Below are 25228 nucleotides of genomic sequence, written 5' to 3'. Positions count from 1 at the left end.
TACCCTTATCTGGTCAAAGCCCCGCCGCTTAAGTAACATGGCGGACTGACGAACGAATAAATACAGCGAAACGATAGTGGCACAACGAGATTATGTACGTCGCGGCCAGCCGGCACCTTCGCGACGCAAAAAGAGTAGCTCAAGGAAAAAGCAACGTAACCTGCCTGCTGTCTCGCCAGCAATGGTCGCTATTGCTGCGGCTGTAGTCGTCGCCTTTATTGGTGGCCTGTACTTTATCACGCACCATAAAAAAGAAGAGTCTGAGGCGCTTCAGGCCAGTAAAGTTGCCGGAAATGGCCTTCCTCCTAAGCCTGAAGAGCGCTGGCGCTATATCAAAGAGCTGGAAAGCCGTCAGCCTGGGGTGCGTGCGCCAACCGAACCTTCTGCGGGTGGTGAAGTGCAGAATGCGAATCAGCTGACGGATGAACAGCGTCAGCTGCTGGCACAAATGCAGGCCGATATGCGCCAGCAGCCTACGCAGCTGAACGAAGTGCCGTGGAATGAGCAGACCCCGGCGCAGCGCCAGCAAACGCTGCAGCGACGTCAGGCGCAACAGCAGATTCAGCAACAGCAACAACAGCAGCAGCAATGGGCGCAAACCCAGCCGGTGCAGCAGCCGAAAGCACAGCCGCGGGTAACGGAACAGCCATACCAGCAGCAGACGCGTACGGTGCAGTCTCAGCCTGTGCAACAGCCGCCGAAAACGCAGCCACAGAAACAGGCGGCTCAGCCGTATCAGGATCTGCTCCAGACGCCAGCGCATACCACCGCGCAGCAGCCGAAAACGCAGCAGGCCGCGCCGGTCACCAAAGAGACCGAAGCGCCGAAGCAGACGGCGGAGAAAAAAGATGAACGCCGCTGGATGGTACAGTGCGGTTCGTTCAAAGGTGCCGAGCAGGCGGAAACGGTACGTGCTCAGCTGGCCTTTGAAGGGTTTGATTCGCGTATTACCACCAATAACGGCTGGAATCGCGTGGTGATTGGTCCGGTCAAAGGCAAAGAAAATGCCGATGGCACCATTTCACGTTTGAAAGTGGCCGGCCACACAAACTGCATTCGACTCGCCTCCGGGGGTTGAAACCCCCAAAATCCCCCCCATCTATCATTTAATTCAGCCCTGAGCACAGGCTCAGGGCTTCTGTTTCCCGATTCTGTAACCAGGGGGTCTGCTCGTGACAACAATAGTAAGTGTACGCCGTAACGGCCATGTGGTAATCGCCGGTGATGGCCAGGCCACGCTGGGTAATACCGTCATGAAAGGCAACGTGAAGAAAGTGCGCCGCCTCTACAACGACAAAGTGATCGCCGGTTTTGCAGGCGGCACGGCGGATGCCTTCACGCTGTTTGAACTGTTTGAACGCAAACTGGAAATGCACCAGGGTCATCTGGTGAAAGCTGCCGTTGAGCTGGCAAAAGACTGGCGTACCGACCGCATGCTGCGCAAGCTCGAAGCGCTGCTGGCGGTAGCCGATGAAACCGCCTCGCTGATCATCACCGGTAACGGTGACGTGATTCAGCCGGAAAATGACCTGATTGCCATCGGCTCTGGCGGCCCTTATGCCCAGGCTGCAGCCCGCGCGCTGTTGGAAAATACCGACATGAACGCGCGTGATATCGCGGTGAAGGCGTTGGATATTGCAGGCGATATCTGCATTTATACCAACCACAACCACACCATCGAAGAATTGACCTCCAAAGCGTAAGGATCTCCCATGTCTGAAATGACCCCACGCGAAATTGTCAGCGAACTGAACAAACACATTATCGGCCAGGATAACGCCAAGCGTTCCGTGGCAATCGCTCTGCGTAACCGCTGGCGTCGTATGCAGCTTGACGAAGAGCTGCGCCACGAAGTAACGCCGAAAAACATTCTGATGATCGGCCCGACCGGCGTCGGTAAAACCGAAATCGCCCGTCGTCTGGCGAAGCTGGCTAACGCACCGTTCATCAAAGTGGAAGCCACCAAGTTCACCGAAGTGGGCTATGTGGGTAAAGAAGTGGACTCCATCATCCGCGATCTGACCGACTCGGCGATCAAGATGGTGCGCGTCCAGGCGATCGAGAAAAACCGCTACCGTGCGGAAGAGATGGCGGAAGAGCGCATTCTCGACGTGCTGATCCCACCGGCAAAAAACAACTGGGGCCAGGCAGAACAGCAGGCGGAACCGTCCGCTGCGCGCCAGGCATTCCGCAAGAAGCTGCGTGAAGGCCAGCTGGACGACAAAGAGATTGAGATCGATCTCGCTGCCGCGCCAATGGGTGTGGAAATCATGGCACCTCCGGGCATGGAAGAGATGACCAGCCAGCTGCAGTCCATGTTCCAGAACCTGGGCGGCCAGAAGCAGAAAGCGCGTAAGCTGAAAATTAAAGACGCGATGAAGCTGCTGATTGAAGAAGAAGCGGCGAAGCTGGTAAACCCGGAAGAGCTGAAGCAGGATGCTATCGACGCAGTTGAGCAGCACGGCATCGTGTTTATCGACGAAATCGACAAAATATGTAAGCGCGGCGGCAACAGCTCCGGCCCGGACGTGTCCCGCGAAGGCGTTCAGCGCGACCTGCTGCCGCTGGTTGAAGGCTGCACCGTCTCCACCAAGCACGGCATGGTGAAAACGGACCACATCCTGTTTATCGCTTCCGGTGCGTTCCAGGTTGCCAGCCCGTCGGATCTGATCCCCGAACTGCAGGGCCGTCTGCCTATCCGCGTTGAGCTGCAGGCGCTGACCACCGAAGATTTCGAACGTATCCTGACCGAGCCTAACGCCTCTGCTACCGTACAGTACAAAGCGCTGATGGCGACCGAAGGCGTGAACCTCGAGTTCACCGAAGACGGTATCAAACGTATCGCCCAAGCCGCATGGCAGGTCAACGAAACCACCGAGAACATCGGTGCGCGTCGCCTGCATACCGTGCTGGAACGCCTGGTAGAAGATATCTCTTACGACGCGAGCGACCTTAACGGTCAAACCGTTATCATTGACGCAGAATATGTGAGTAAACATCTGGATGCGTTAGTGGCAGATGAAGATCTGAGCCGTTTTATCCTATAATCGCGGTTACTGGATTCTCATCACGTTTAATGGGGGCTAATGCCCCCATTTTTATTGGCTAAATACTTATGACTGACATCAGCCGTACGCAGGCGTGGCTCGAAAGTCTGCGCCCTAAAACACTTCCTCTGGCCTTTGCCGCGATTATCGTCGGCACCGCCCTTGCCTGGTGGCAGGGTTATTTTGATCCGCTGGTCGCCGCGCTGGCATTGATTACCGCTGGCCTGCTGCAAATTCTCTCCAATCTCGCTAACGACTACGGCGACGCGGTAAAAGGCAGCGACAAGCCGGACCGCATAGGGCCACTGCGCGGAATGCAGAAAGGGGTGATTACCCAGGCGCAGATGAAACGCGCGCTGATTATCACCGTAGTGCTGATCTGCGTATCCGGCCTGGCGCTGGTGACGGTGGCGTCTAAGACCACCAGCGATTTTATTGGCTTCCTGGTGCTGGGTTTATTGGCCATTATCGCGGCCATCACCTACACCGTCGGCACGCGTCCTTACGGTTATATTGGGCTCGGTGATATCTCCGTACTGGTTTTCTTCGGCTGGCTGAGCGTGATGGGCAGTTGGTACTTACAGGCGCATACGGTCATCCCTGCCCTGTTCCTGCCCGCAACCGCCTGCGGCCTGCTGGCGACGGCGGTGCTCAACATCAACAACCTGCGCGACATCGACAGCGATCGCGAGAACGGCAAAAATACCCTGGCGGTTCGTCTGGGGCCGGTCAATGCCCGCCGCTATCATGCCTGCCTGCTCATTGGCGCGCTGGTTTGTCTGGCGCTGTTTAACCTGATTTCCTTGCAGAGCCTGTGGGGCTGGCTGTTTGTACTTGCCGCGCCGCTGCTGATTAAGCAGGCCCGCTTTGTGATGCGTGAAATCAGCCCGTCCGCCATGCCGCCAATGCTGGAGCGCACGGTAAAAGGCGCGCTGCTGACTAACCTGTTGTTCGTCATCGGGATTGTTTTAAGCCAGACGCTGCGTTAGCTGACAAATATCAATTAACAATTGATGATTTTGCCAACAACGCATTTCGCACGATATACTGAACACATTCGCAGCAACTGAGCGTTAAACCTATGAAATACGATACCTCCGAGCTTTGTGACATCTACCAGGAAGATGTCAACGTCGTTGAACCGCTGTTCTCCAACTTTGGTGGGAGGTCGTCGTTTGGCGGTCAAATCGTCACGGTGAAATGTTTCGAGGACAACGGGTTGCTGTACGATCTGCTCGAACAGAATGGCCGCGGCCGCGTTCTTGTGGTCGACGGCGGCGGTTCCGTGCGCCGTGCATTAATTGATGCTGAACTGGCAGGCATTGCCGTCCAGAATGAGTGGGAAGGCCTTGTGGTGTACGGTTCCGTGCGTCAGGTGGACGATCTGGAAGACCTGGATATCGGGATTCAGGCCATCGCGGCCATACCGGTAGGGGCGGCAGGTGACGGCATCGGCGAAAGCGACGTGCGCGTCAATTTCGGCGGCGTGACCTTCTTCTCCGGGGACCATCTTTACGCTGATAATACCGGCATTATCCTTTCCGAGGATGCACTGGATATCGAGTAGTAAAAACCGTAAGCGTGAACCATAAAAAAACCGCCAACAGCAATGTGGCGGTTTTTTTTGTCCCTCGGGATTCGCGGTCCGTTGGGAAGTTTTGCAGACTAACACCAAGGAGCTTGATCATACTCTCGTCCAAACCTTGGGCAACCCCTCAGAACCTTTATAAAATCCTAATTGTCTATGAATACCTTAACTCCACGGTTGATGCTCATTATGATGCAGCGTCCCTTTCCGCCATCTCGCAAATGGGCATCGGTCCAGGGAAAGGTCTATTCACTACCGTAAAGCAGGCTAACACCAGGGCTTGTGTCCACCGACTTATCACCGGTGGTGAACGGTGGAGCGGTTAGCTGCAGGGACCGCATAATGAAACGCTATTTATGTATCGCGTTCATTGTCGCCAGCGTACTCGTTGTAAAGAGTGATGAACCGAATGTGTTGATTGCTCTTACTATGACAGCGCAGGACAAGTAGCGTTAAGGCCGCCTTTGGCGGCCTTTTTTATGGTTATCGCCGACTGACATCAAACCATAAAAAAAGCCGGGTGGCGGCTTCGCCTTACCCGGCCTACTCAGTAATCCCAATCGGAATTAGACCTCTTCCATACGTCCCAGCAGCGCCTGCAGGCGATCCTGCCAGCCGTTCTGCTGTTCGCGCAGCTGGTTGTTTTCGCGCTCCAGTTCTTCGCGGCCGTGCTGAGCGTTCTGAACTTCCTGCGCCAGGCTGTTGTTCTTCTCTTTCAGCTCTTCAATTTCCATCTGCAGCAGGGTGATGGTGTCAATCGCCTGCTGTACTTTCGATTCCAGTTTCTCAAACACTTCTAAAGACATGATGCTACCTCTCCTGAATTGCAAGGCGACGCTTTAACATAAACGCGCACGACATATACCGTCGATTGTATGGAGCGCGGCGCTCTGTGTCCAGCGACACACCGCGCAGATCGCGGTTTGCAACACTTTTAGGTCTGGTCCTGGTGCGTTCGCGTCATATACCCCTAAATTGTTAACTGATTCGTTAATGAAATGATTCAGCTCACATTCCTGTACTGATGCAAAAATGTGCTTTATGGCGCGAAAACGCTCATTTTATTGACGCAGACCACACATTTTGATTTCGATATTTCTCGTTTTTGCTCGTTAACGATAAATTAACACTATGTCTACAGGACATCGTGGCTGTCACGGGCGGTCATGCTAACAATAAACATCAATTTCTTCAGGATTCCGATTATGAGTCAGACATCAACCTTAAAAGGCCAGTGCATTGCCGAGTTCCTTGGTACCGGGTTGTTGATATTCTTCGGAGTGGGCTGTGTCGCTGCACTGAAAGTGGCGGGTGCCAGTTTTGGTCAGTGGGAAATCAGTATCATCTGGGGTCTGGGCGTGGCGATGGCCATCTACCTAACCGCAGGAGTGTCTGGTGCACATCTTAACCCGGCGGTGACAATCGCACTGTGGCTGTTCGCGTGCTTCGACGGACGCAAAGTTGTACCTTTCATTTTTTCTCAGTTTGCCGGCGCGTTTTGCGCAGCGGCGTTAGTTTACGGGCTTTATTACAATCTTTTCATCGACTTCGAACAGACGCATCATATGGTACGCGGCAGCGTCGAAAGTCTGGATCTGGCGGGCATCTTCTCAACCTACCCTAACCCGCATATCAATTTTGTGCAGGCGTTCGCAGTTGAAATGGTGATTACCGCTATTCTGATGGGCGTTATCCTGGCGCTGACCGACGACGGAAACGGCATTCCGCGCGGCCCGCTGGCACCTCTGCTGATTGGTTTGCTGATTGCGGTGATTGGCGCATCCATGGGTCCGCTGACCGGATTCGCGATGAACCCGGCACGTGATATCGGACCAAAAGCGTTCGCCTTTATCGCAGGCTGGGGCGACGTCGCCTTCACCGGCGGCAAAGACATTCCTTACTTCCTGGTACCGCTGTTTGCGCCGGTTGTCGGGGCTGCGCTGGGTGCGTTTAGCTATCGAAAATTAATTGGTCGCCACTTACCGTGCGACACCTGTGTGGAAGAGGAGAAGGAAACGACTTCTACCGCACAACAAAAAGCTTCGCTGTAATCTGACTACGGGACACATACCATGACCGAAAAAAAATATATCGTTGCGCTCGACCAGGGCACTACCAGCTCCCGCGCTGTCGTAATGGATCATGACGCGAACATCGTCAGCGTGTCACAGCGCGAATTTGAGCAAATTTATCCTCGTCCAGGCTGGGTAGAACACGATCCGATGGAGATTTGGGCGTCACAAAGCTCCACGCTGGTCGAAGTGCTGGCGAAAGCCGATATCAGTTCCGACGAGATTGCCGCGATTGGTATTACCAACCAGCGTGAAACCACCGTTGTCTGGGAGCGCGAAACCGGTAAGCCTATTTACAACGCCATCGTCTGGCAGTGCCGCCGTACCGCAGAAATTTGCGAAAAGCTGAAGCGCGAGGGCATGGAAGATTACATCCGTAGCGCAACAGGCCTGGTGATTGACCCGTATTTCTCCGGTACCAAAGTGAAATGGATCCTCGACCACGTGGAAGGTTCACGCGAGCGTGCTAAACGCGGCGAGCTGCTGTTCGGCACCGTCGATACCTGGCTTATCTGGAAAATGACCCAGGGACGCGTTCACGTCACCGACTACACCAACGCCTCGCGTACCATGCTGTTCAACATCAACACCCTGGAGTGGGATGACAAGATGCTGGACGCGCTGGACATTCCGCGCGCGATGCTGCCTGAAGTGCGTAAGTCTTCAGAAGTGTACGGCCAGACCAACATCGGCGGTAAAGGCGGCACCCGTATTCCTATCGCCGGTATCGCCGGTGACCAGCAGGCGGCGCTGTTCGGCCAGCTGTGCGTCAAGGAAGGGATGGCGAAGAACACCTACGGCACCGGCTGCTTTATGCTGATGAACACCGGCGAGAAAGCGGTGAAATCAGAAAACGGCCTGCTGACCACCATCGCGTGTGGTCCACGCGGCGAAGTGAACTATGCGCTGGAAGGTGCGGTGTTCATGGCGGGCGCATCCATTCAGTGGCTGCGCGACGAGATGAAGCTGATCAGCGATGCGTTCGATTCCGAGTACTTCGCGACCAAAGTGAAAGACACCAACGGCGTGTACGTGGTGCCTGCGTTCACCGGTCTGGGCGCGCCGTACTGGGATCCGTATGCACGCGGCGCGATTTTCGGCCTGACGCGCGGTGTGAACTCTAACCACATTATTCGCGCCACCCTGGAATCCATCGCCTACCAGACGCGCGACGTGCTGGAAGCGATGCAGGCTGACTCCGGCATTCGTCTGCACGCCCTGCGCGTGGACGGCGGCGCGGTAGCGAATAACTTCCTGATGCAGTTCCAGTCCGACATTCTGGGCACCCGCGTTGAGCGCCCTGAAGTGCGTGAAGTGACGGCGCTGGGCGCGGCGTACCTTGCCGGTCTGGCGGTCGGCTTCTGGCAGAACCTGGACGAGCTGCAGGAAAAAGCGGTTATCGAACGCGAATTCCGCCCAGGCATCGAAACCACCGAGCGTAACTTCCGCTACAGCGGCTGGAAAAAAGCGGTGAAACGCGCCCTGGCGTGGGAAGAGCACGAAGAGTAATGGTCCTGAATCCCCTCTCCCCTGGGGAGAGGGTGTTTTAAGTCCCCTCGCCCCTTTGGGGAGAGGGTTAGGGTGAGGGGAGTACAGACCGCACCTTACCCACTCTGTGATAAACTTCGTGCAATTCCTTTTGATTGCACGAGTACCTCATGAAACGTGAACTTGCTATCGAGTTTTCCCGCGTCACCGAAGCAGCCGCCCTCGCAGGCTATAAATGGCTGGGTCGTGGCGACAAAAATACCGCAGACGGCGCAGCCGTCCATGCCATGCGCATTGTGCTTAACCAGGTCAACATCGACGGCACCATCGTGATCGGCGAAGGCGAGATCGACGAAGCGCCGATGCTCTACATCGGTGAAAAAGTCGGTACCGGCAAAGGCGATGCCGTGGATATCGCGGTTGACCCGATCGAAGGCACCCGCATGACGGCGATGGGCCAGGCGAACGCCCTGGCAGTGCTGGCGGTGGGCGATAAAGGCTGCTTCCTCAATGCGCCGGATATGTACATGGAAAAGCTGATTGTCGGCCCTGGCGCGAAAGGCGCAATCGACCTTAGCCTGCCGCTGGAAGAGAACCTGCACAACATCGCCAAAGCCCTGGGCAAACCCATTAGCGAACTTACCGTGACTATTCTGGCAAAACCGCGCCACGACGCCACCATCGCGCAGATGCAAAAGCTCGGCGTGCGCGTGTTTGCCATTCCGGACGGTGACGTTGCCGCCTCGATCCTGACCTGTATGCCGGACAGCGAAGTCGACGTGCTGTACGGCATCGGCGGCGCGCCGGAAGGTGTGGTCTCAGCGGCAGTGATCCGCGCGCTGGACGGCGATATGCAGGCGCGTCTGCTGCCCCGCCATGAGGTGAAAGGCGACAGCGAAGAGAACCGCCGTATAGGCGAAGACGAGCTGGCGCGCTGCGAAGCGATGGGCATCGAGGCCAATAAAGTGCTGGCTCTGGACGAGATGGCGCGCAGCGACAACGTTATCTTCTCCGCCACCGGCATCACCAAAGGCGATCTGCTGGACGGCATTACCCGCAAGGGCAACATGGCGACCACTGAAACGCTGCTGATCCGCGGCAAATCACGCACCATTCGCCGCATCCAGTCTATCCACTATCTCGATCGTAAAGACCCGGACGTGCAGACGCATATTCTGTAAAACCGTTTGATCGATAGAGCTTTCCGGCCCTAACGGGCTGGAAATTGTCACCACAAGTACGGAAGATAGAACAGAGAAACAGCACAGGAGAAGATCATGGCGGACTGGGTAACAGGTAAAGTCACAAAGGTACAGTTCTGGACCGATGCGCTATTTAGTCTCACCGTACATGCTCCCGTTCACCCGTTTAAAGCCGGGCAATTTGCGAAGCTGGGGCTGGACGTCGACGGCGAGCGCGTGCAGCGCGCCTACTCTTACGTTAACGCGCCTGATAACCCGGATCTCGAGTTCTATCTGGTCACCGTTCCTGACGGTAAGCTCAGCCCGCGCCTTGCCGCCCTAAAGCCCGGCGACGAGGTGCAAATTGTGAGTGAAGCGGCAGGCTTCTTTGTGCTCGAAGAGATCCCTGACTGTGACACGCTCTGGATGCTGGCAACCGGTACGGCCATCGGCCCTTATCTCTCTATTTTGCAGTACGGCAAAGATCTGGAGCGCTTTAAAAACATCGTGCTGGTTCACGCTGCGCGCTACGCCGCAGACCTGAGCTATTTGCCGCAGATGCAGGCGCTTGAACAGCAGTACGGCGGGAAGTTAAAGATTCAGACGGTGGTCAGCCGTGAGACCGTAGCAGGAGCGCTTACCGGTCGCGTCCCGGCGTTAATTGAGAGTGGAGCCCTGGAAGACGCGGTGGGTTTGCCGCTGAATGCTGAAACCAGCCACGTCATGCTGTGTGGCAACCCGCAGATGGTACGTGACACGCAGCAGCTTCTGAAGGATACCCGGCAGATGACGAAACATCTTCGCCGCCGACCGGGCCATATGACCGCCGAACACTACTGGTGATCAGCGGTATTTCACCTCAACGGTGTCTTTACCGTATTTGTTTTCGTTCTGGGTGCCAATAAACGCGCCCAGATCGACAATCATCATCACGAAGATGACCGACGGCAGCAGCCTGCCCACGACCCACGGCAGGATGGACGGAAGCATCGCCCAGTTTCCCGCCACCAGCATCCACGCCAGAATAATCAGAAATGCCCACGCGCCGGAACGTCCGCGATCGTGCAGGCGCTTTACGACAACCGCCGCCGTTGGCCATAGCAGGCAGACCAGCGCAAAGGCCGCCGTTTGCGTGCTCAGCCATGCATTGTAAGCAACGAAAAACAGAAGCAGCATGGCGACAATCCACGTCACCATCCAGATCCAGAAATCACGGCGTCCAATACGCCCTTTGAACGAAAACAGCCACTGCTGTATGGTCATGTAAGGTTCCTTATTATCGTATAGCGTGCATTTTACCCTGGAGTTGTGACCTTTTGACAAGCCGACCAGATATCGTTTTAATCATGAGCACTTACGGCCAGGGGCAATGTTGATGAAAAGTTCGGCACGTTCTCTCTTCCTGTGTTTAGCGCTGCTCAGCGTGGGTTATCCCCTGCACGCCGCCGAAACCACTGCCCCGACCACAGCACCGTATCTGCTGGCGGGCGCGCCGTCGTTCGATCAATCCATCAGCCAGTTTCGTGAAACCTTCAATCAGACCAACCCCACGCTGCCGCTGGATGAGTTTCGCGCCATTGATGGCTCCCGCGACACGCCTACCCTGACCCGCGCGGCAAGCAAGATTAACGAGAATTTGTATGCCTCCACGGCGCTGGAGCGCGGTACGTTAAAAATCAAAAGCATGCAAATCACCTGGCTACCGATACAGGGGCCAGAGCAGAAAGCCGCTAAGGCGAAAGCGCTGGAGTACATGAGCGCGGTATTGCAGGCCTTTACCCCTGCGCTGACGAAAAAGCAAAGTCAGCAAAAGCTGCAAAAACTCCTTACCGCCGGTAAAAACAAGCGTTACTACGCCGATACCGAAGGCGCGATCCGCTATGTTGTGGCGGACAACGGCGAAAAAGGACTGACCTTCGCTGTTGAACCGATTAAGCTGGCACTATCTGACACTCTCGGCGGGGCGAATTAATGACAAAAAGCAAAGCCTTTCGAGGGAAAATCTCTATACTGATTCACAGACCATGCTGCCCGACAGGGTGGCCATATTCCTTAATTCGCTTATTTAGCGTGGAGAATTGAAATGCGACATCCTTTAGTGATGGGTAACTGGAAACTGAACGGCAGCCGCCACATGGTAAACGAGCTGGTTGCGAACCTGCGTAAAGAGCTGGCTGGCGTGACGGGCTGCGCGGTTGCTATCGCTCCGCCGGATATGTACCTGGATCTGGCTAAACACGCCGCTGACGGCAGCCACATCATTCTGGGCGCGCAGAACGTTGACGTTAACCTGTCTGGCGCGTTCACCGGTGAAACCTCCGCTGAAATGCTGAAAGATATCGGCGCGAAATACATCATCATCGGCCACTCCGAGCGTCGCACCTATCACAAAGAATCAGATGAGTTCATCGCGAAGAAATTTGCCGTGTTGAAAGAGCAGGGTCTGATCCCGGTTCTGTGCATCGGTGAAACCGAAGCGGAAAACGAAGCGGGTAAAACCGAAGAAGTGTGCGCACGTCAGATCGACGCCGTGCTGAAAACCCAGGGCGCGGCAGCGTTCGAAGGCGCGGTTATCGCATACGAGCCAGTCTGGGCGATCGGTACCGGCAAATCTGCAACCCCTGCGCAGGCTCAGGCGGTTCACAAATTCATTCGTGACCACATTGCTAAAGCCGACGCGAAGGTCGCTGAGCAAGTGATTATTCAGTACGGCGGTTCCGTAAACGCTTCCAACGCTGCTGAGCTGTTCACCCAGCCAGACATCGATGGCGCGCTGGTTGGCGGTGCATCCCTGAAAGCTGACGCTTTCGCGGTGATCGTTAAAGCGGCAGAAGCGGCTAAACAGGCGTAATTGCCTTGTGGCGGGTGGCGCTTGCGCTTACCCGCCCTACAAAAACCCTACAACCTACCCAACACGCTAAACCACAGATAATCCAGCGGCAGCAGCACCAGCCAGGTTGCCACCGCCAGCGCGAGACACAGCACCATCCCCGCCCTTGCAGGCACCTTCCCGAGCCCCATTGCCACCACAATCGGCGACGCCTGATACGGCAGCAGCGGCGTGGAATAGCCCAGCACCTGAATCATGATCACCGACAGCAGCGGGAAACCGGTCGCGTCCGAGAAGCTCTGAGCCAGGGTGGTGTACAGCGCCGGAACGCCGTTGGCGGTCATAATGAAGTTGAGCGCAGTGGTAATACCGGTCAGCGCCAGGAAACTGGTGAACGGTCTGTCGGCATCCAGCGGCATAATACGCAGCAACGCCTCGCCCACCGCCGCTCCGATACCGGTTTGCGTCACCACGATCGCAAGCCCAAGGATACCCGCGACGTAAATGCAGGTACGCATGTTCACGCCCGCTGAAAACTCGTCCCCGGTGATAAAGCCAACGCGCGGCAGCATGACGATGATCGACGCCGCCAGCCCCGTCCACGCGGGCCCCACGCCGTGCCAGCTCTCCGTCACCCACATCCCCAGCACCACCGCCAGCAGCCAGGCAAGACGTTTTTCATCCCGCCCCATAGGCTCAGACGGCGCCTGTTCCTTCTGCGGTTTCGGGCTACCGGGAAATAGCCAGCAGATGAGGCCAATCAGGATCAGGCCTTTGAGAATGCCCAGCACCGGCGTGTGCAGCAGCAGATACGGGACATAGTTCAGATGGATGCCGTACGAGCCTTCCGCCGCACCGCTCATCACCAGATTAGGGACGTTAGCAGGCAGGATAGTCGCCGAAAGCTGGAAAGTCCCGAACCCCACGGCCAGCGCCAGCCCATACCAGGCCCGGGAGCCGTCGGCGATACCGGCGCGTTTTGCCATCGCCGCAACAATCGGCATCAGCAGCGCAATACGCCCCATGTTCGACGGCATCACAAACGCCAGCGCATAGCTCAGCAGCACCACGCTCGCCACCATCAACACCCAGGAGTCGGTGAGCTTTGACGACAGCGCCCGGGCGGCCCTGTCCGCCAGTCCGGTTTTACGGATCGCCACGCCGAGCACAAAGCCGCTGAATACCAGCCAGAAAGCCGAGGAGGCAAAACCGCCGAAGATGACCTCCGGCGGGGCGATTCTGGCGGTCATCGCCGCCGTGAAGAACAGCAGCGCGGTGATAAATTCCGGCAATAGCGACGTCGCCCACAGCACGATGGTGACGCCAACGATCAGTGAGGGCAGCAGCAGAGGATGCGTTAACCAGAGCGACATACCTGTCTCCTGTAGAATTTTTCAGCAAGTCTACGGTGACAGGCAGCCCGAGTAAACGCGATTTATGGTGGGGTTACTTCAGGATAGCGCATTGATGATCCTGCAATTCCTCTGCCGACGCGCGGTTGAGCATCAGCAGATTTCGCTCGGTCGCCAGCAAAACAAACGAACCGTCCGACTGCTGCGCCATCGCCAGGGCAAAGCGCCCCATATGGTCGCGCGCTTCCGGCAGCTCTTCTGCCAGCATCATAAACGGGCTGCGCTGGACCAGTTCATTCTCCGTCACCCGGCGAGCAAGATACTCATGTCCTTCCAGCCCCCCAGGAAGAGGCAGCCACTGGGTGCTGATTTCTCCCTGTGCCGCGTTGAGCTTCTCGCGCACGTCCGGGCGCAGGCAGGAGATATGAATATGGAAATGGTTCTGCGTACGACCCGTCGGGGAGTTAATCGTCAGCGAAATGGCGCTGTCAGGCACCTCGGAGCCACGCTTCAGGGTCATAAAGCTGCGCGACTGCCACGCCAGCCAGAAAAAGTTCGGCGTATGCGCTTCGGTCAACAGCGGGCTCTCGGTACCGTTGATGCGATATGTCGGCATCAGCAGGTACTGCAGCGGCCCGTTGCGATCTTTAAATACCACATAGCCTGCATCCGTTTTCACCTGCGCACACGGTGCCGGGTTACGGTTCTGGATCTGATTCGGCACACACTGGTCGAGAACGATATGTCGCAACGCATTCGGATTACCCGCCTTCATCCAGTACCAGCCGCCTGCGGCAAGGGCGATGACAATGAGGATCAATAAGATAATTTTTTTCACAACGCGTTCCCTGTTTTCAATAGAGGCAAAAGAGTAACGCAAAATGATGACCAAATAAAAAACCCGGCGGATTTCTCACGCCGGGTTACCGTGTCATTGGCTAAGGGTTAGCGCTGGCTGATCTGGTCGAAAGTGCCGCCGTTAGAGAAGTGCTCTTTCTGCGCTTTCGTCCAGCCGCCGAACTCGTCATCAATGGTGAAGAGCTTCAGTTTCGGGAATACGCTGTCGTATTTCTTCGCAACGGCCGGATCGCGTGGGCGATAGAAGTTTTTCGCCGCAATTTCCTGGCCTTCCGGCGAGTAGAGATACTTCAAGTAAGCTTCCGCCACCGCTTTGGTGTCTTTCTTCTCAACCACTTTATCGACCACGGAGACGGTCGGTTCAGCCAGAATAGATTCGCTCGGCGTCACGATCTCGAATTTGTCTTTACCCAGCTCGTGGGTCGCCAGCAGGGCTTCGTTTTCCCATGCGATCAGCACGTCGCCAATCCCGCGCTCGACGAAGGTGTTGGTGGCGCCACGCGCGCCGGAGTCCAGCACCTCGACGTTTTTATACAGCGCTTTCACGAATTCCTGCGCTTTGGCCTGGTCGCCATTGTTGTGGTGCAGCGCGTAGCCCCACGCGCCCAGGTAGTTCCAGCGAGCGCCGCCAGAGCTTTTCGGGTTCGGGGTAATCACAGAAACGCCCGGTTTGATCAGGTCGTTCCAGTCATGGATCTGTTTCGGGTTGCCTTTACGTACCAGGAAAACAATGGTCGACGTGTATGGCGCGGAGTTATCCGGCAGGCGTTTGATCCAGTTTTTGTCGATGCGGCCACGCTCGGCGATCGCGTCAACGTCGTAGGCCAGCGCCAGGGTCACCACGTCGGCTTCAATCCCGTTGATAACCGAGGTCGCCTGCTTGCCAGAACCACCGTGAGACTGGCGAACCACGACATTGTCACCGGTTTCCTGCTTCCAGTGTGCTGCAAACGCTTTGTTGTACTGCTCGTACAGTTCACGCGTCGGGTCGTATGACACGTTCAGTAACTGGATGTCCTTTGCCAGAACGCTGGTCGATGCCAGCAATAATGTAAAACCCACGCCCCATTTATTCATCGCCCAGCTCTCTTATGTAGTGTTTTGATGAATGCAGCGTGCCAGAAAGCGAATCGAGGATTAAAGAATAAAAAAAGATTGGCTATAACGTAGTGGAATAAAAAAGCGTGCGCGCATAAAAAAGCCGGGTGGCGGCTACGCCTTACCCGGCCTACGAGTCGTGCTTTTGTAGGCCCGGTAAGCGCAGCGCCACCGGGCAACAGAGCCGATCAGTACAGTTTTTTCGCGCAGTCCAGCCAGTCACCTTTGAACGGACGCTTCATGTTTTCAATCGCGTCGATGATGTCATGGTGAACCAGTTTTTCGTTCTGAATACCGACGCAGCGGCCGCCGTGACCCTGCAGCAGCAGATCGATAGCGTACGCGCCCATACGGGACGCCAGAATACGGTCATAAGGGCCAGGGGAACCGCCACGCTGGATGTGACCCAGTACGGTCGCGCGGGTTTCGCGTTTGGTTTCGGCTTCGATGTACTTCGCCAGCTCGTCAACGTCACAGATGTGCTCGGTGATAGCCACGATCGCGTGTTTTTTACCTTTCGCGATGCCCGCTTTGATTTCAGCCACCAGATCTTCACGGCTAAATTCGACTTCTGGCACGACGATAAATTCGCAACCGCCCGCAATGGCTGCCGCCAGCGTCAGGTCGCCGCAGTAACGGCCCATCACTTCAACGATAGAGATACGCTGGTGAGAAGACGAGGTGTCACGCAGACGGTCAATCGCTTCAACAACGGTACCCAGTGCAGTAAAGAAGCCGATAGTGTAGTCAGTACCTTTGATGTCGTTGTCGATGGTGCCCGGCAGACCGATGCACGGGAAACCCATTTCGGTCAGACGTTTTGCACCCATGTAGGAGCCGTCACCACCGATAACCACCAGGGCGTCCAGGCCGCGTTTCTTCATGTTTTCGATAGCCACTTCACGAACGTGTTCATCACGGAATTCCGGGAAGCGTGCAGAACCGAGGAAAGTACCGCCACGGTTGATCATGTCAGACACGCTGTAACGGTCGAGCTGAACCATACGATCTTCATACAGGCCCAGATAACCGTCATAAACGCCAAAAACTTCCAGGCCTTCCGTCAGCGCTGCACGGACAACACCACGAATTGCCGCGTTCATGCCCGGCGCATCACCGCCGCTTGTCAACACACCGATTTTCTTAATCATGACTACCTCTGAACTTAGGAATGCAAAATTGAAATCTGTTGCCGGAAGAAACTTATCGACCAACGAATACTGCAAATAGTATATCAATCCCTTCCAGCTGAATTGATTCAGGTCAGACCAAATGGCGGTAATTTATACACAAAATGCTGGCCTGGCTCACTTTTTTACAACGAATTACGAAAGCCCAACATGACCGGGTACAACCGAGCAGGGATCCTGGTGAATGATGACGTCTGAACCAGGAAAACGCTGCAAAATCGCCTGCTCGACCTGCTCAGCAATAACGTGAGCCTGTACCAGTGGCAGGTTGTCTTCCATTTCAATATGAATCTGAATAAAGCGGGTCGGCCCTGACTGCCGCGTTCGAAGATCGTGTGCACCGCTGACGCCAGGCCAGGAGGTCACAATAGAAAAAATTTCATTACGTTCTGAGTCAGGGAGGGCGCGGTCAAGCAGTGATTGCACCGCTTCATACCCCATCCGCAGGGCACTATATAAAATATAGATACCAATCCCTAACGCAAACAACGCATCGGCGCGATGCCAGCCATACCAGGCCAGACCGAGCGCAATAAGAATAGCCCCATTCATCATAACATCAGATTGATAATGAAGCATATCCGCCCGTACTGCCTGACTTTGCGTTTTGCGAACAACCCAGCGCTGGAACGTTACCAGAACAAGTGTGCATATAAGCGCAACGATCGTCACAATCACGCCCACGCCGGGATCGTTCATCGGTGTCGGCGAGACGAGATGCTGAATGCCGGTAAGAAACAGGAAAAGCGCAGAACCTGAAATGAACATACTTTGCGCCAGCGCGGCCAGCGACTCCGCTTTGCCATGACCAAACGTGTGCTCTTCATCCGCTGGCTGCAGCGAGTAACGCACCACCAGCAGGTTGGTCAGCGAGGCGGCAATATCCACCAGCGAGTCCACCAGCGCCGCCAGAATACTGACCGAGCCGGTATACCACCACGCGAAAACCTTGATGACCAGCAAACACGACGCCATTACCGTCGCGGCCATTGCGGCCCGGCTTACCAGTCTTCCATAGGATTGATTCATAAACGCTCCTGTCATGTCATGCCGCTATTATAACGGAAGCATGGGGAGTCGAAGGATGAATAAACGGTTAACAAAAGAGAATGACAGGCAAAAAAAACCCCCACATCATGTGGGGGAAGACAGGGATGGTGTCTATGGCAAGGAAAACAGGGTTTACTGGTTACTACGGGTACTGCTATTGCTACTGAAAAACGTCGTTTCTGAGCTTCGCTGCATCCGTGCAACCTCACGCAGCTGGTCCATTCGCTGCTGATGTCTGGTGTTCAAAACCGCTTGCTGCTCGGGCGTTAGCAGGTGGAACATCTGGTTGCGGACCTTCGCCATCTCTACCTGGCGGGCAACCTGTTCCTGTGCCATTTTTTCGGCCTGAGCGCGTACAGCGCTTTCGTCAAAATTTTCTGCGGTGACAAGGCGATGCATTGTCTCCATTTCGCTAACATTAACAGGGGGCTGGTCGTGTCGTGCCCTCTGCATCAGATCTCGCATCTGTTGACGCTGATGTTCGGTTAAACTTATGCCGTCAAACATATGGCTTTGGCTGCTGTTCTGCGTTGCACCCTCTTGTAAGGGACTGTTATCGCTGATGATAGCTACAGCAGCCTGGCTAAACGCACTGAACGCCAGCGTTGAGGCCATGACGGCAGCGGTAACTTTGCGCATCACTTGCTCCCAAAATCTTTCGTGTCGCGATTCAACGAGAGACAGTCTACGATTCAGGCTGCAAACATGCGTCAGGGGGTGTAAAACAACGTAAAGTCATGGATTAGACAGCCTTGATGTCGTAATTTCTGCCTCGGAGGTATTTAAACAATGAATAAAATCCTGTTAGTTGATGATGACCGAGAGCTCACATCCCTTTTAAAGGAGTTGCTCGACATGGAAGGTTTCAACGTCCTGGTTGCCCATGATGGCGAGCAGGCGCTGAGTCTCCTTGACGACAGCATCGATTTACTTTTGCTCGACGTGATGATGCCGAAGAAAAACGGCATTGATACGTTGAAAGAGCTTCGCCAGACACACCAGACCCCCGTTATTATGCTGACCGCACGCGGCAGCGAACTTGACCGCGTACTCGGCCTTGAGCTGGGCGCGGATGACTATTTACCGAAGCCGTTTAACGACCGTGAACTGGTTGCCCGTATTCGCGCTATCCTGCGTCGTTCCCACTGGAGCGAGCAGCAGCAAAATACCGACAACAGCTCACCGACTCTTGAAGTCGACTCCCTGAGCCTGAACCCGGGCCGTCAGGAAGCGAGCTTTGATGGCCAGACGCTGGAACTGACCGGCACGGAGTTCACCCTGCTGTATCTGCTGGCACAGCACCTCGGCCAGGTGGTATCGCGTGAACACTTAAGTCAGGAAGTGCTGGGCAAACGTCTGACCCCGTTTGACCGCGCCATCGACATGCACATCTCTAACCTGCGCCGCAAGCTGCCGGAGCGTAAAGACGGTCATCCATGGTTTAAAACCCTGCGTGGTCGCGGTTATCTGATGGTTTCCGCTTCATGATAGGAAGCTTAACCGCCCGCATCTTCGCCATCTTCTGGCTGACGCTGGCACTGGTTTTAATGCTCGTACTGATGTTGCCAAAACTCGACTCACGGCAGATGACGGAGCTTCTCGACAGCGAGCAACGTCAGGGCGTGATGATCGAGCAGCACGTGGAAGCCGAGCTGGCAAACGATCCGCCGAACGATTTAATGTGGTGGCGCAGGCTGTTTCGCGCTATCGACAAGTGGGCGCCGCCCGGACAACGCCTGCTGCTGGTGACCAGCGAAGGCCGCGTCATTGGGGCCGATCGCAATGAAATGCAGATTATCCGTAACTTCATTGGCCAGGCGGATAACGCCGATCATCCCCAGAAGAAGAAATATGGCCGCGTAGAGATGGTCGGGCCTTTCTCCGTCAGAGACGGAGAGGATAACTATCAGCTCTACCTGATCCGTCCTGCGAGCAACTCCCAGTCTGATTTTATCAACCTACTGTTTGACCGCCCTCTCCTGCTGCTGATTGTCACCATGCTGGTCAGCTCGCCGCTGCTGTTATGGCTGGCGTGGAGCCTGGCAAAACCGGCGCGTAAGCTGAAGAATGCCGCCGATGAAGTGGCGCAGGGTAACCTGCGACAACACCCTGAACTGGAAGCCGGACCGCAGGAGTTCCTTGCCGCCGGGACCAGTTTTAACCAGATGGTGAGCGCTCTCGATCGCATGATGACCGCACAGCAACGTCTGCTGTCGGATATCTCACACGAGCTGCGTACCCCGCTTACGCGCTTGCAGCTTGGCACCGCGCTCCTGCGCCGCCGCAGCGGTGAGAGCAAGGAGCTGGAGCGTATTGAAACGGAAGCTCACCGCCTGGACAGCATGATCAACGACCTGCTGGTGATGTCGCGCAATCAGCAGAAAAACGCGCTGGTCAGCGAAACGGTGAAAGCCAATCACCTGTGGCACGAGGTGCTGGACAACGCGGCGTTCGAAGCGGAACAGATGGGTAAATCCTTCACCGTCAACTTCCCGCCGGGCCCGTGGCCGCTGTACGGTAACCCCAACACGCTGGAAAGCGCGCTGGAGAATATCGTGCGTAACGCCCTGCGCTACTCGCATACGAAGATTGAGGTGGCGTTCTCGGTGGATAAAGACGGGATTACGGTCATTGTCGATGACGACGGTCCTGGCGTGAGCCCGGAAGACCGCGAGCAGATTTTCCGTCCGTTCTATCGTACCGACGAAGCGCGCGACCGTGAATCGGGTGGTACGGGACTGGGTCTGGCGATTGTTGAAACCGCCATGCAGCAGCACCGTGGCTGGGTGAAAGCCGACGACAGCCCGCTGGGTGGACTACGGTTAACGCTGTGGCTACCGTTGTATAAGCGTTCGTAGCTGTTAGTGCCGGGTGGCGGCTTCGCCTTACCCGGCCTACTCTCTGCGGAGGACTATTTCCCCCACAATCTCCGCGAATTATCCTCGATCCTGTTGCTTAAACGCCGCTTCTGCATCGTTCTCGTCCAGCTGGTGGATAACCCCGCAGCCGACAGGAGGCGGTGATACTGCTCGTCGTCAAACGGCATATGCCAGGCAATGGCGCAGGCGTCATAAACAGACACATCGCTCAGGCGCGACGCCAGCTCAAGCGGCGCGTCCGCTGAAACCTGCCCAGCCAGCACCACGCGGTACAGCCAACCGGTTTTACCCGCGCTTTGCATCTGAGCCGACATGTCATGAATACCGAAATGGAAGTTGAGCTTAAAACACGGCGAGCGTGGCTGCGTCACCTGAATCAGGGCATCGCCCCAGCGGTAGATATCGCCGATAAACACGTTCTCTTCGGTGAGCCCTTCGGTGGAGAGATTCTCGCCAAACGCGGGAGCGACGAAGAGGTCAGCCTGCTCGGGGAACTCGGTTTTCCAGTGCTGGTAGTGCTCGCGCGGATAGTGGCACAGCGCGCGCTCGGGCCCGCCGTGGATTTTCTTTTCGGCCTGCTCGTCACCCGCAAGCCCGAGGTCGGTTAACGTCAGCTCGCCGTCGACCTGAATTTTAGCGATGGCGCTCGGGCGGCTGCCGTCGTACTCCCTGACCTTGCCTGTAAACACGTTCACCGGGTAATGCATTGCTGCCTCCATTACGCAGATACAAAAAAAGCGAGTCATAAGACTCGCTTCTCACAGGCGTCAATGCAACCTTATTTTTTAGCGGCGAAACGTGCTGCTGCTTCGTCCCAGTTCACCACGTCCCAGAAGGCTTTGATGTAGTCCGGGCGACGGTTCTGGAATTTCAGGTAGTAAGCGTGTTCCCACACGTCCAGGCCCACGATTGGGAAGCCGGATGCGCCAGAAATTGCTTCACCCATCAGCGGGGAGTCCTGGTTAGCAGTAGACACTACCGCCAGCTTGTCGCCTTTCAGAACCAGCCACGCCCAGCCAGAGCCGAAACGGGTTGCAGCGGCTTTTTCGAATTCCGCTTTGAAGTTGTCAACAGAACCGAAGTCGCGCTCGATAGCCGCTTTCAGGTCGCCCTGCAGGGTGGTACCGGTTTTCAGGCCTTTCCAGAACAGGCTGTGGTTAGCGTGGCCGCCAGCGTTGTTACGCAGAACGGTTTTCTTGTCCGCTGGCAGCTGGTCCAGCTTGGTGATCAGCTCTTCAGCAGACAGGCTAGCGAACTCTGGCAGGCTTTCCAGCGCGGCGTTCGCGTTGTTCACATAGGTCTGGTGGTGTTTTGTGTGATGGATTTCCATCGTCTGCTTGTCGAAATGCGGTTCCAGTGCGTCGTAGGCATACGGCAGGGATGGCAGTGTATAACTCATAATCCTCTCCATTATTGTCGGGCGGCACAGCTGTTAATGCCGCGTAAGCAGTTGGTTCATTATAGTTAATTAAATGATATTGAAAATGATTATCAATGCCGTAGTTTTTATATGGTTATTCGTTTTTCGATTAATAGCGGAAATGTGAGTCTGCTCACGCGGTTAACGTGCTGATTGCCATCCAGAACACATGTGCGGCAACCTTCTGAAGGTGCCCAAACCGCTTAATTTTTACACTCCTCAGGTCGGTGGGAAGCCACTGACGATAAAAACGATGAGGGTGTAAAAATGAATCATGCGATTACGATGGGTATCTTTTGGCATTTGATAGGCGCTGCCAGTGCAGCCTGTTTCTATGCTCCGTTTAAAAAAGTGAGGGGCTGGTCATGGGAAACCATGTGGTCCGTTGGCGGGATCGTGTCCTGGCTGATTCTGCCCTGGACCATTAGCGCCATGCTGCTGCCCGATTTCTGGGGCTACTTCTCCTCCTTCAGCGCCTCTACCCTGCTGCCGGTGTTCCTGTTCGGCGCGATGTGGGGCGTCGGCAACATCAACTATGGCCTCACCATGCGCTATCTCGGCATGTCGATGGGCATTGGTATCGCGATTGGCATCACGCTGATCGTCGGTACCCTGATGACGCCAATTCTTAACGGCAACTTCGACGTGCTTATTAATACTCAGGGTGGGCGGATGACGCTCCTGGGCGTGCTGGTAGCGGTCATTGGCGTTGGAATTGTGACTCGCGCGGGGCAGTTGAAAGAGCGCAAGATGGGCATTAAAGCCGAGGATTTTAACCTGAAGAAAGGCCTTCTGCTGGCGGTGATGTGCGGCATTTTCTCGGCCGGTATGTCGTTCGCCATGAACGCCGCCAAACCGATGCACGAAGCCGCCGCCGCGCTGGGCGTCGATCCGCTGTACGTTGCGCTGCCAAGCTATGTCGTGATTATGGGTGGCGGCGCGATGGTTAACCTGGGCTTCTGCTTCATTCGTCTGGCAAAAGTCAAAAACCTGTCGGTAAAAACCGATTTCTCGCTGGCAAAATCGCTCATCATCACCAACGTGCTGCTCTCCGCTCTCGGCGGCCTGATGTGGTATTTGCAGTTCTTCTTTTACGCCTGGGGCCACGCCAGCATTCCGGCGCAATACGACTACATAAGCTGGATGCTGCACATGAGTTTCTACGTACTTTGCGGCGGGCTGGTAGGGCTGGTGCTGAAAGAGTGGAAGAACGCCGGACGTCGTCCGGTTGGCGTACTGAGCCTCGGCTGCGTGGTGATTATTATCGCTGCCAATATCGTCGGCCTCGGCATGGCAAACTGATTACGACCCTTTTCGACTGCGATGACGCCACTGTACCGGCGTCATCCCCACCTCGCGGTTAAACACCACTGAAAAGTAGTTACTGTCCTCAAAGCCGCAGCACATCGCCACATCGCTGACCATCCACTCCGTATGCTGGAGGAGATATTGTGCATGGCAGATGCGCAGCTGGCGCAGATAGTGGTTCACCGTCATCCCGGTCAGGGTGCGGAACTGCTGGCGCAGCGCGCGCTCGCTGCACTGTTCCTGCTCGCAGAATTTCTCCAGTACAAAGTTTTTATTCAGGCTACCCGCAAGCCGGGTGATGAGCTTATCCAGCAGCGCTTCCTGCGTCGTGGCGGGGGGGTTATCAGTGGCGTAACGATAGCGCTTCAACGTCATCACCAGCTGGGCGAAAAGCAACTCCGCCAGCTGGTTAGCCACGGGGTCGTTCTTCTGGCTCTCCTGCTCCAGTTGAGAAATAACCTGCCGGACCTGAGCCATGCCGTTACTGCTTAAGCGCCAGTGCGGAGAACCCTTAGCATTAAGAAAGCCTGGAATGCTCGCGGCCCAGTCCACGTTAAGCTTGAGCCTGTCCGGACAGTAAATAACGTTTTGCAGCACCAGGTCGTTAACCGAGGCGTAGGAGTGTTTATCCTCCGCGCGAATGTAGAACAGATCGCCGCGCGTGATGCGGTAGGGACGGTCGTTGAGGATGTGCAGGCCGTTACCGCGCCACACCAGCACCAGCTCGCAAAACTCGTGGGTATGTTCGGCAAACACGTCTTGCGGGTAGCGATCGGCCACCGTGACGGCCTGACTCGCGGAGGCATAAAAATCATCTTTGCGAAGGATTAACTGAGCAGCCACACCACGACCTCTACGCCGAATAACCTGACACTATTAGCTTTTTTGCGAAAATAAAACGGTGACTGCCCTCGCGTTACTGAAGCATCGCGTCTTTCCCCTGACGAATATCGCGCGGCGACCAGCTAAATTCCCGGCGAAACAGCGTAGAAAAGTGATTGCTGTCGCCAAAACCGCAGCAGTAGGCAATATCTGTGACGCTTTCGTCGGTATGACGTAAAAGATGACGCGCTTTGATCAGGCGCAGACGGTTAAGGTAGCGCTGCGGCGTCAGCCCGGTGTGCTGCTTAAGCTGGCGATGCAGGGTGCGCAGCGACAGTGAAAAATCATCCGCAAGCGTTTCCCAGCAGACGTCCTCGGCGAAATGATCTTCCAGCCAGGCCATCAAATGGTTCAGGCGCGCGTTGTTATCTTCCAGCCCTTCCACCAGGCTGCTGCGACGCAGCAGCACCAGAAGCTGCATAAACAGCAGTTCGCGCGTGGCAATGGCGTGCGTCTCCTGCCCGTCCTCGCTCTTCTCCATCTGGCCCACCAGCTGACGCACCTGCTGCAGGATGGACTGATTCACCCGCCAGTGCGACGGATAGTGTCCGTCCTGCTCCTGGGGCAACAGCTTACTCAGCCCCGAAAGAAACTGGAACGCGTCCGGGGAACGGTAGAGCACATTCGTCAGATACAGGTTGTCGGTATGTTCATACAGGTGCCGATCGTGGTCGCGCACGAAGCACACCGTACCGCCGCTGATGGTATAAGGCTGGCCATTGAAGACATGAATCCCCGTCCCGCGCTCAACAATCACAATTTCATGAAAATCATGATGATGCTCCGGGAACGCGGCCTGAGGAAGCCGCGGCTCAATCGCGACAGGCGAACCTCCTGAAGGAAAAAAATCCACGCTGTGCAGTACGGTCATAACGGCCCCCACCAATGAAAAATGTTCTCAAAATAGTAATTAAGGCCTCCCACGCTCACCTTCAATTTTTGGCAGTAAACCTCGCAAAAGCTGTCCATTTTTCAAGAAACAGGG

The 25228-nt window shown here is 55.7% G+C and carries 26 protein-coding genes; 14 read left to right on the top strand and 12 right to left on the bottom strand.

From position 1 onward, the window contains the following. Positions 1-76 precede the first annotated feature (76 nt). The 5 genes from ftsN to rraA all read left to right on the top strand — a co-directional run bounded on the left by ftsN (position 77) and on the right by rraA (position 4614). The gene (gene ftsN, locus AB8846_RS18750; protein WP_331414049.1) at positions 77-1078 is read left to right on the top strand and encodes a cell division protein FtsN; all 1002 of its coding nucleotides are present in this window, start codon (positions 77-79) and stop codon (positions 1076-1078) included. Between the two features lie 94 nt (positions 1079-1172). Further along, positions 1173-1703: an ATP-dependent protease subunit HslV gene (hslV, locus tag AB8846_RS18745; RefSeq protein WP_008501802.1), complete on the top strand. Its 531-nt coding sequence runs from the start codon at positions 1173-1175 to the stop codon at positions 1701-1703. Positions 1704-1712: 9 nt separating this feature from the next. Continuing rightward, positions 1713-3047 (top strand): HslU--HslV peptidase ATPase subunit, encoded by a 1335-nt coding sequence (hslU, locus tag AB8846_RS18740; protein WP_047646960.1) that lies wholly within the window; start codon positions 1713-1715, stop codon positions 3045-3047. A gap of 68 nt (positions 3048-3115) precedes the next feature. Next, a complete protein-coding gene (gene menA / locus AB8846_RS18735; protein ID WP_370733382.1) occupies positions 3116-4036 on the top strand; it encodes a 1,4-dihydroxy-2-naphthoate polyprenyltransferase in 921 nt (306 codons plus the stop codon). Between the two features lie 92 nt (positions 4037-4128). Then, a complete protein-coding gene (gene rraA, locus AB8846_RS18730) occupies positions 4129-4614 on the top strand; it encodes a ribonuclease E activity regulator RraA (protein WP_032662736.1) in 486 nt (161 codons plus the stop codon). Between the two features lie 587 nt (positions 4615-5201). Here the strand turns inward: rraA and zapB are convergent. After that, complete coding sequence (gene zapB / locus AB8846_RS18725; protein ID WP_010436935.1) at positions 5202-5441, bottom strand: septal ring assembly protein ZapB; 240 nt, start codon at positions 5439-5441, stop codon at positions 5202-5204. 399 nt (positions 5442-5840) lie between these two features. On the opposite strand from zapB, the gene AB8846_RS18720 reads away from it, so the two are divergent. From AB8846_RS18720 to fpr, 4 genes are all read left to right on the top strand, one after another. After that, a complete protein-coding gene (locus tag AB8846_RS18720) occupies positions 5841-6686 on the top strand; it encodes an MIP/aquaporin family protein (protein WP_063144384.1) in 846 nt (281 codons plus the stop codon). 21 nt (positions 6687-6707) lie between these two features. After that, positions 6708-8216, top strand: coding sequence for a glycerol kinase GlpK (gene glpK, locus AB8846_RS18715; protein WP_063144383.1), 1509 nt, complete (start codon positions 6708-6710; stop codon positions 8214-8216). Positions 8217-8365: 149 nt separating this feature from the next. Continuing rightward, positions 8366-9376 (top strand): class II fructose-bisphosphatase, encoded by a 1011-nt coding sequence (gene glpX, locus AB8846_RS18710; protein ID WP_370733381.1) that lies wholly within the window; start codon positions 8366-8368, stop codon positions 9374-9376. Positions 9377-9472: 96 nt separating this feature from the next. Beyond that, positions 9473-10219 carry a ferredoxin--NADP(+) reductase gene (gene fpr, locus AB8846_RS18705; RefSeq protein WP_029739198.1) on the top strand — a complete coding sequence of 249 codons (747 nt, stop codon included), beginning with the start codon at positions 9473-9475 and terminating at the stop codon, positions 10217-10219. On the opposite strand, the gene AB8846_RS18700 is transcribed toward fpr, so the two are convergent. Next, positions 10220-10639 carry a DUF805 domain-containing protein gene (locus tag AB8846_RS18700; RefSeq protein ID WP_370733380.1) on the bottom strand — a complete coding sequence of 140 codons (420 nt, stop codon included), beginning with the start codon at positions 10637-10639 and terminating at the stop codon, positions 10220-10222. It abuts the gene before it with no gap. Between the two features lie 112 nt (positions 10640-10751). Between AB8846_RS18700 and AB8846_RS18695 the strand changes: the two genes are divergently transcribed. Continuing rightward, on the top strand, positions 10752-11348 hold the full coding sequence (locus AB8846_RS18695) for a DUF1454 family protein (RefSeq protein ID WP_063144379.1): 597 nt from the start codon (positions 10752-10754) through the stop codon (positions 11346-11348). 111 nt (positions 11349-11459) lie between these two features. After that, positions 11460-12227 carry a triose-phosphate isomerase gene (gene tpiA, locus AB8846_RS18690; RefSeq protein ID WP_014172206.1) on the top strand — a complete coding sequence of 256 codons (768 nt, stop codon included), beginning with the start codon at positions 11460-11462 and terminating at the stop codon, positions 12225-12227. Positions 12228-12274: 47 nt separating this feature from the next. On the opposite strand, the gene AB8846_RS18685 is transcribed toward tpiA, so the two are convergent. From AB8846_RS18685 to cpxP, 6 genes are all read right to left on the bottom strand, one after another. Next, positions 12275-13579, bottom strand: a complete 1305-nt coding sequence (locus AB8846_RS18685; RefSeq protein ID WP_370733379.1) for an SLC13 family permease — start codon at positions 13577-13579, stop codon at positions 12275-12277. A gap of 73 nt (positions 13580-13652) precedes the next feature. Beyond that, positions 13653-14396, bottom strand: a complete 744-nt coding sequence (locus tag AB8846_RS18680; RefSeq protein WP_063144377.1) for a CDP-diacylglycerol diphosphatase — start codon at positions 14394-14396, stop codon at positions 13653-13655. Between the two features lie 107 nt (positions 14397-14503). Next, a complete protein-coding gene (locus tag AB8846_RS18675; RefSeq protein ID WP_063144376.1) occupies positions 14504-15493 on the bottom strand; it encodes a sulfate ABC transporter substrate-binding protein in 990 nt (329 codons plus the stop codon). A gap of 209 nt (positions 15494-15702) precedes the next feature. Then, positions 15703-16665, bottom strand: a complete 963-nt coding sequence (gene pfkA, locus AB8846_RS18670; RefSeq protein WP_023309696.1) for a 6-phosphofructokinase — start codon at positions 16663-16665, stop codon at positions 15703-15705. A 174-nt stretch (positions 16666-16839) separates the two neighbouring features. Next, a complete protein-coding gene (fieF, locus tag AB8846_RS18665) occupies positions 16840-17733 on the bottom strand; it encodes a CDF family cation-efflux transporter FieF (RefSeq protein ID WP_148244653.1) in 894 nt (297 codons plus the stop codon). Between the two features lie 153 nt (positions 17734-17886). Continuing rightward, entirely contained in the window at positions 17887-18393 is a 507-nt protein-coding gene (cpxP, locus tag AB8846_RS18660) for a cell-envelope stress modulator CpxP (protein WP_063144343.1), read from the bottom strand. Positions 18394-18543: 150 nt separating this feature from the next. On the opposite strand from cpxP, the gene cpxR reads away from it, so the two are divergent. Beyond that, complete coding sequence (gene cpxR, locus AB8846_RS18655; RefSeq protein WP_006179159.1) at positions 18544-19242, top strand: envelope stress response regulator transcription factor CpxR; 699 nt, start codon at positions 18544-18546, stop codon at positions 19240-19242. Continuing rightward, positions 19239-20612 (top strand): envelope stress sensor histidine kinase CpxA, encoded by a 1374-nt coding sequence (cpxA, locus tag AB8846_RS18650; RefSeq protein ID WP_023309731.1) that lies wholly within the window; start codon positions 19239-19241, stop codon positions 20610-20612. Before cpxR ends, cpxA begins: the two co-directional genes overlap by 4 nt. Before the next feature lie 53 nt (positions 20613-20665). Here the strand turns inward: cpxA and yiiM are convergent, their stop codons facing one another. Both yiiM and sodA read right to left on the bottom strand, forming a co-directional pair. Further along, the gene (gene yiiM / locus AB8846_RS18645) at positions 20666-21340 is read right to left on the bottom strand and encodes a 6-hydroxyaminopurine reductase (RefSeq protein WP_370733378.1); all 675 of its coding nucleotides are present in this window, start codon (positions 21338-21340) and stop codon (positions 20666-20668) included. A gap of 71 nt (positions 21341-21411) precedes the next feature. Continuing rightward, on the bottom strand, positions 21412-22032 hold the full coding sequence (sodA, locus tag AB8846_RS18640; RefSeq protein WP_063144341.1) for a superoxide dismutase [Mn]: 621 nt from the start codon (positions 22030-22032) through the stop codon (positions 21412-21414). 288 nt (positions 22033-22320) lie between these two features. Here sodA and rhaT point away from each other — a divergent pair, with 288 nt between their 5' ends. After that, entirely contained in the window at positions 22321-23355 is a 1035-nt protein-coding gene (rhaT, locus tag AB8846_RS18635) for an L-rhamnose/proton symporter RhaT (RefSeq protein WP_063144340.1), read from the top strand. Here rhaT and rhaR read toward each other — a convergent pair whose 3' ends face one another. Together rhaR and rhaS are read right to left on the bottom strand one after the other, a co-directional pair. Next, positions 23356-24204, bottom strand: a complete 849-nt coding sequence (rhaR, locus tag AB8846_RS18630) for an HTH-type transcriptional activator RhaR (protein ID WP_063144339.1) — start codon at positions 24202-24204, stop codon at positions 23356-23358. It abuts the gene before it with no gap. A gap of 73 nt (positions 24205-24277) precedes the next feature. Beyond that, positions 24278-25114, bottom strand: coding sequence for an HTH-type transcriptional activator RhaS (gene rhaS / locus AB8846_RS18625; protein WP_370733377.1), 837 nt, complete (start codon positions 25112-25114; stop codon positions 24278-24280). Between the last annotated feature and the right edge of the window lie 114 nt (positions 25115-25228).

Source organism: Enterobacter sp. KB-221C9, from assembly GCF_041320715.1.
GTDB classification, from domain to species: Bacteria; Pseudomonadota; Gammaproteobacteria; order Enterobacterales; family Enterobacteriaceae; genus Enterobacter; species Enterobacter asburiae_D.
This window is presented reverse-complemented; position numbering and strand designations above follow the sequence as displayed.

Excerpts from the sequence above, each read along its gene's own strand:
- hslU (WP_047646960.1), top strand. The coding sequence starts at position 1,713 with ATGTCTGAAATGACCCCACGCGAAATTGTCAGCGAACTGAACAAACAC.
- menA (WP_370733382.1), top strand. The coding sequence starts at position 3,116 with ATGACTGACATCAGCCGTACGCAGGCGTGGCTCGAAAGTCTGCGCCCT.
- rraA (WP_032662736.1), top strand. The coding sequence starts at position 4,129 with ATGAAATACGATACCTCCGAGCTTTGTGACATCTACCAGGAAGATGTC.
- zapB (WP_010436935.1), bottom strand. The coding sequence starts at position 5,441 with ATGTCTTTAGAAGTGTTTGAGAAACTGGAATCGAAAGTACAGCAGGCG.
- AB8846_RS18720 (WP_063144384.1), top strand. The coding sequence starts at position 5,841 with ATGAGTCAGACATCAACCTTAAAAGGCCAGTGCATTGCCGAGTTCCTT.
- glpK (WP_063144383.1), top strand. The coding sequence starts at position 6,708 with ATGACCGAAAAAAAATATATCGTTGCGCTCGACCAGGGCACTACCAGC.
- glpX (WP_370733381.1), top strand. The coding sequence starts at position 8,366 with ATGAAACGTGAACTTGCTATCGAGTTTTCCCGCGTCACCGAAGCAGCC.
- fpr (WP_029739198.1), top strand. The coding sequence starts at position 9,473 with ATGGCGGACTGGGTAACAGGTAAAGTCACAAAGGTACAGTTCTGGACC.
- AB8846_RS18700 (WP_370733380.1), bottom strand. The coding sequence starts at position 10,639 with ATGACCATACAGCAGTGGCTGTTTTCGTTCAAAGGGCGTATTGGACGC.
- AB8846_RS18695 (WP_063144379.1), top strand. The coding sequence starts at position 10,752 with ATGAAAAGTTCGGCACGTTCTCTCTTCCTGTGTTTAGCGCTGCTCAGC.
- tpiA (WP_014172206.1), top strand. The coding sequence starts at position 11,460 with ATGCGACATCCTTTAGTGATGGGTAACTGGAAACTGAACGGCAGCCGC.
- AB8846_RS18685 (WP_370733379.1), bottom strand. The coding sequence starts at position 13,579 with ATGTCGCTCTGGTTAACGCATCCTCTGCTGCTGCCCTCACTGATCGTT.
- AB8846_RS18675 (WP_063144376.1), bottom strand. The coding sequence starts at position 15,493 with ATGAATAAATGGGGCGTGGGTTTTACATTATTGCTGGCATCGACCAGC.
- pfkA (WP_023309696.1), bottom strand. The coding sequence starts at position 16,665 with ATGATTAAGAAAATCGGTGTGTTGACAAGCGGCGGTGATGCGCCGGGC.
- fieF (WP_148244653.1), bottom strand. The coding sequence starts at position 17,733 with ATGAATCAATCCTATGGAAGACTGGTAAGCCGGGCCGCAATGGCCGCG.
- cpxP (WP_063144343.1), bottom strand. The coding sequence starts at position 18,393 with ATGCGCAAAGTTACCGCTGCCGTCATGGCCTCAACGCTGGCGTTCAGT.
- cpxR (WP_006179159.1), top strand. The coding sequence starts at position 18,544 with ATGAATAAAATCCTGTTAGTTGATGATGACCGAGAGCTCACATCCCTT.
- cpxA (WP_023309731.1), top strand. The coding sequence starts at position 19,239 with ATGATAGGAAGCTTAACCGCCCGCATCTTCGCCATCTTCTGGCTGACG.
- yiiM (WP_370733378.1), bottom strand. The coding sequence starts at position 21,340 with ATGCATTACCCGGTGAACGTGTTTACAGGCAAGGTCAGGGAGTACGAC.
- sodA (WP_063144341.1), bottom strand. The coding sequence starts at position 22,032 with ATGAGTTATACACTGCCATCCCTGCCGTATGCCTACGACGCACTGGAA.
- rhaT (WP_063144340.1), top strand. The coding sequence starts at position 22,321 with ATGAATCATGCGATTACGATGGGTATCTTTTGGCATTTGATAGGCGCT.
- rhaS (WP_370733377.1), bottom strand. The coding sequence starts at position 25,114 with ATGACCGTACTGCACAGCGTGGATTTTTTTCCTTCAGGAGGTTCGCCT.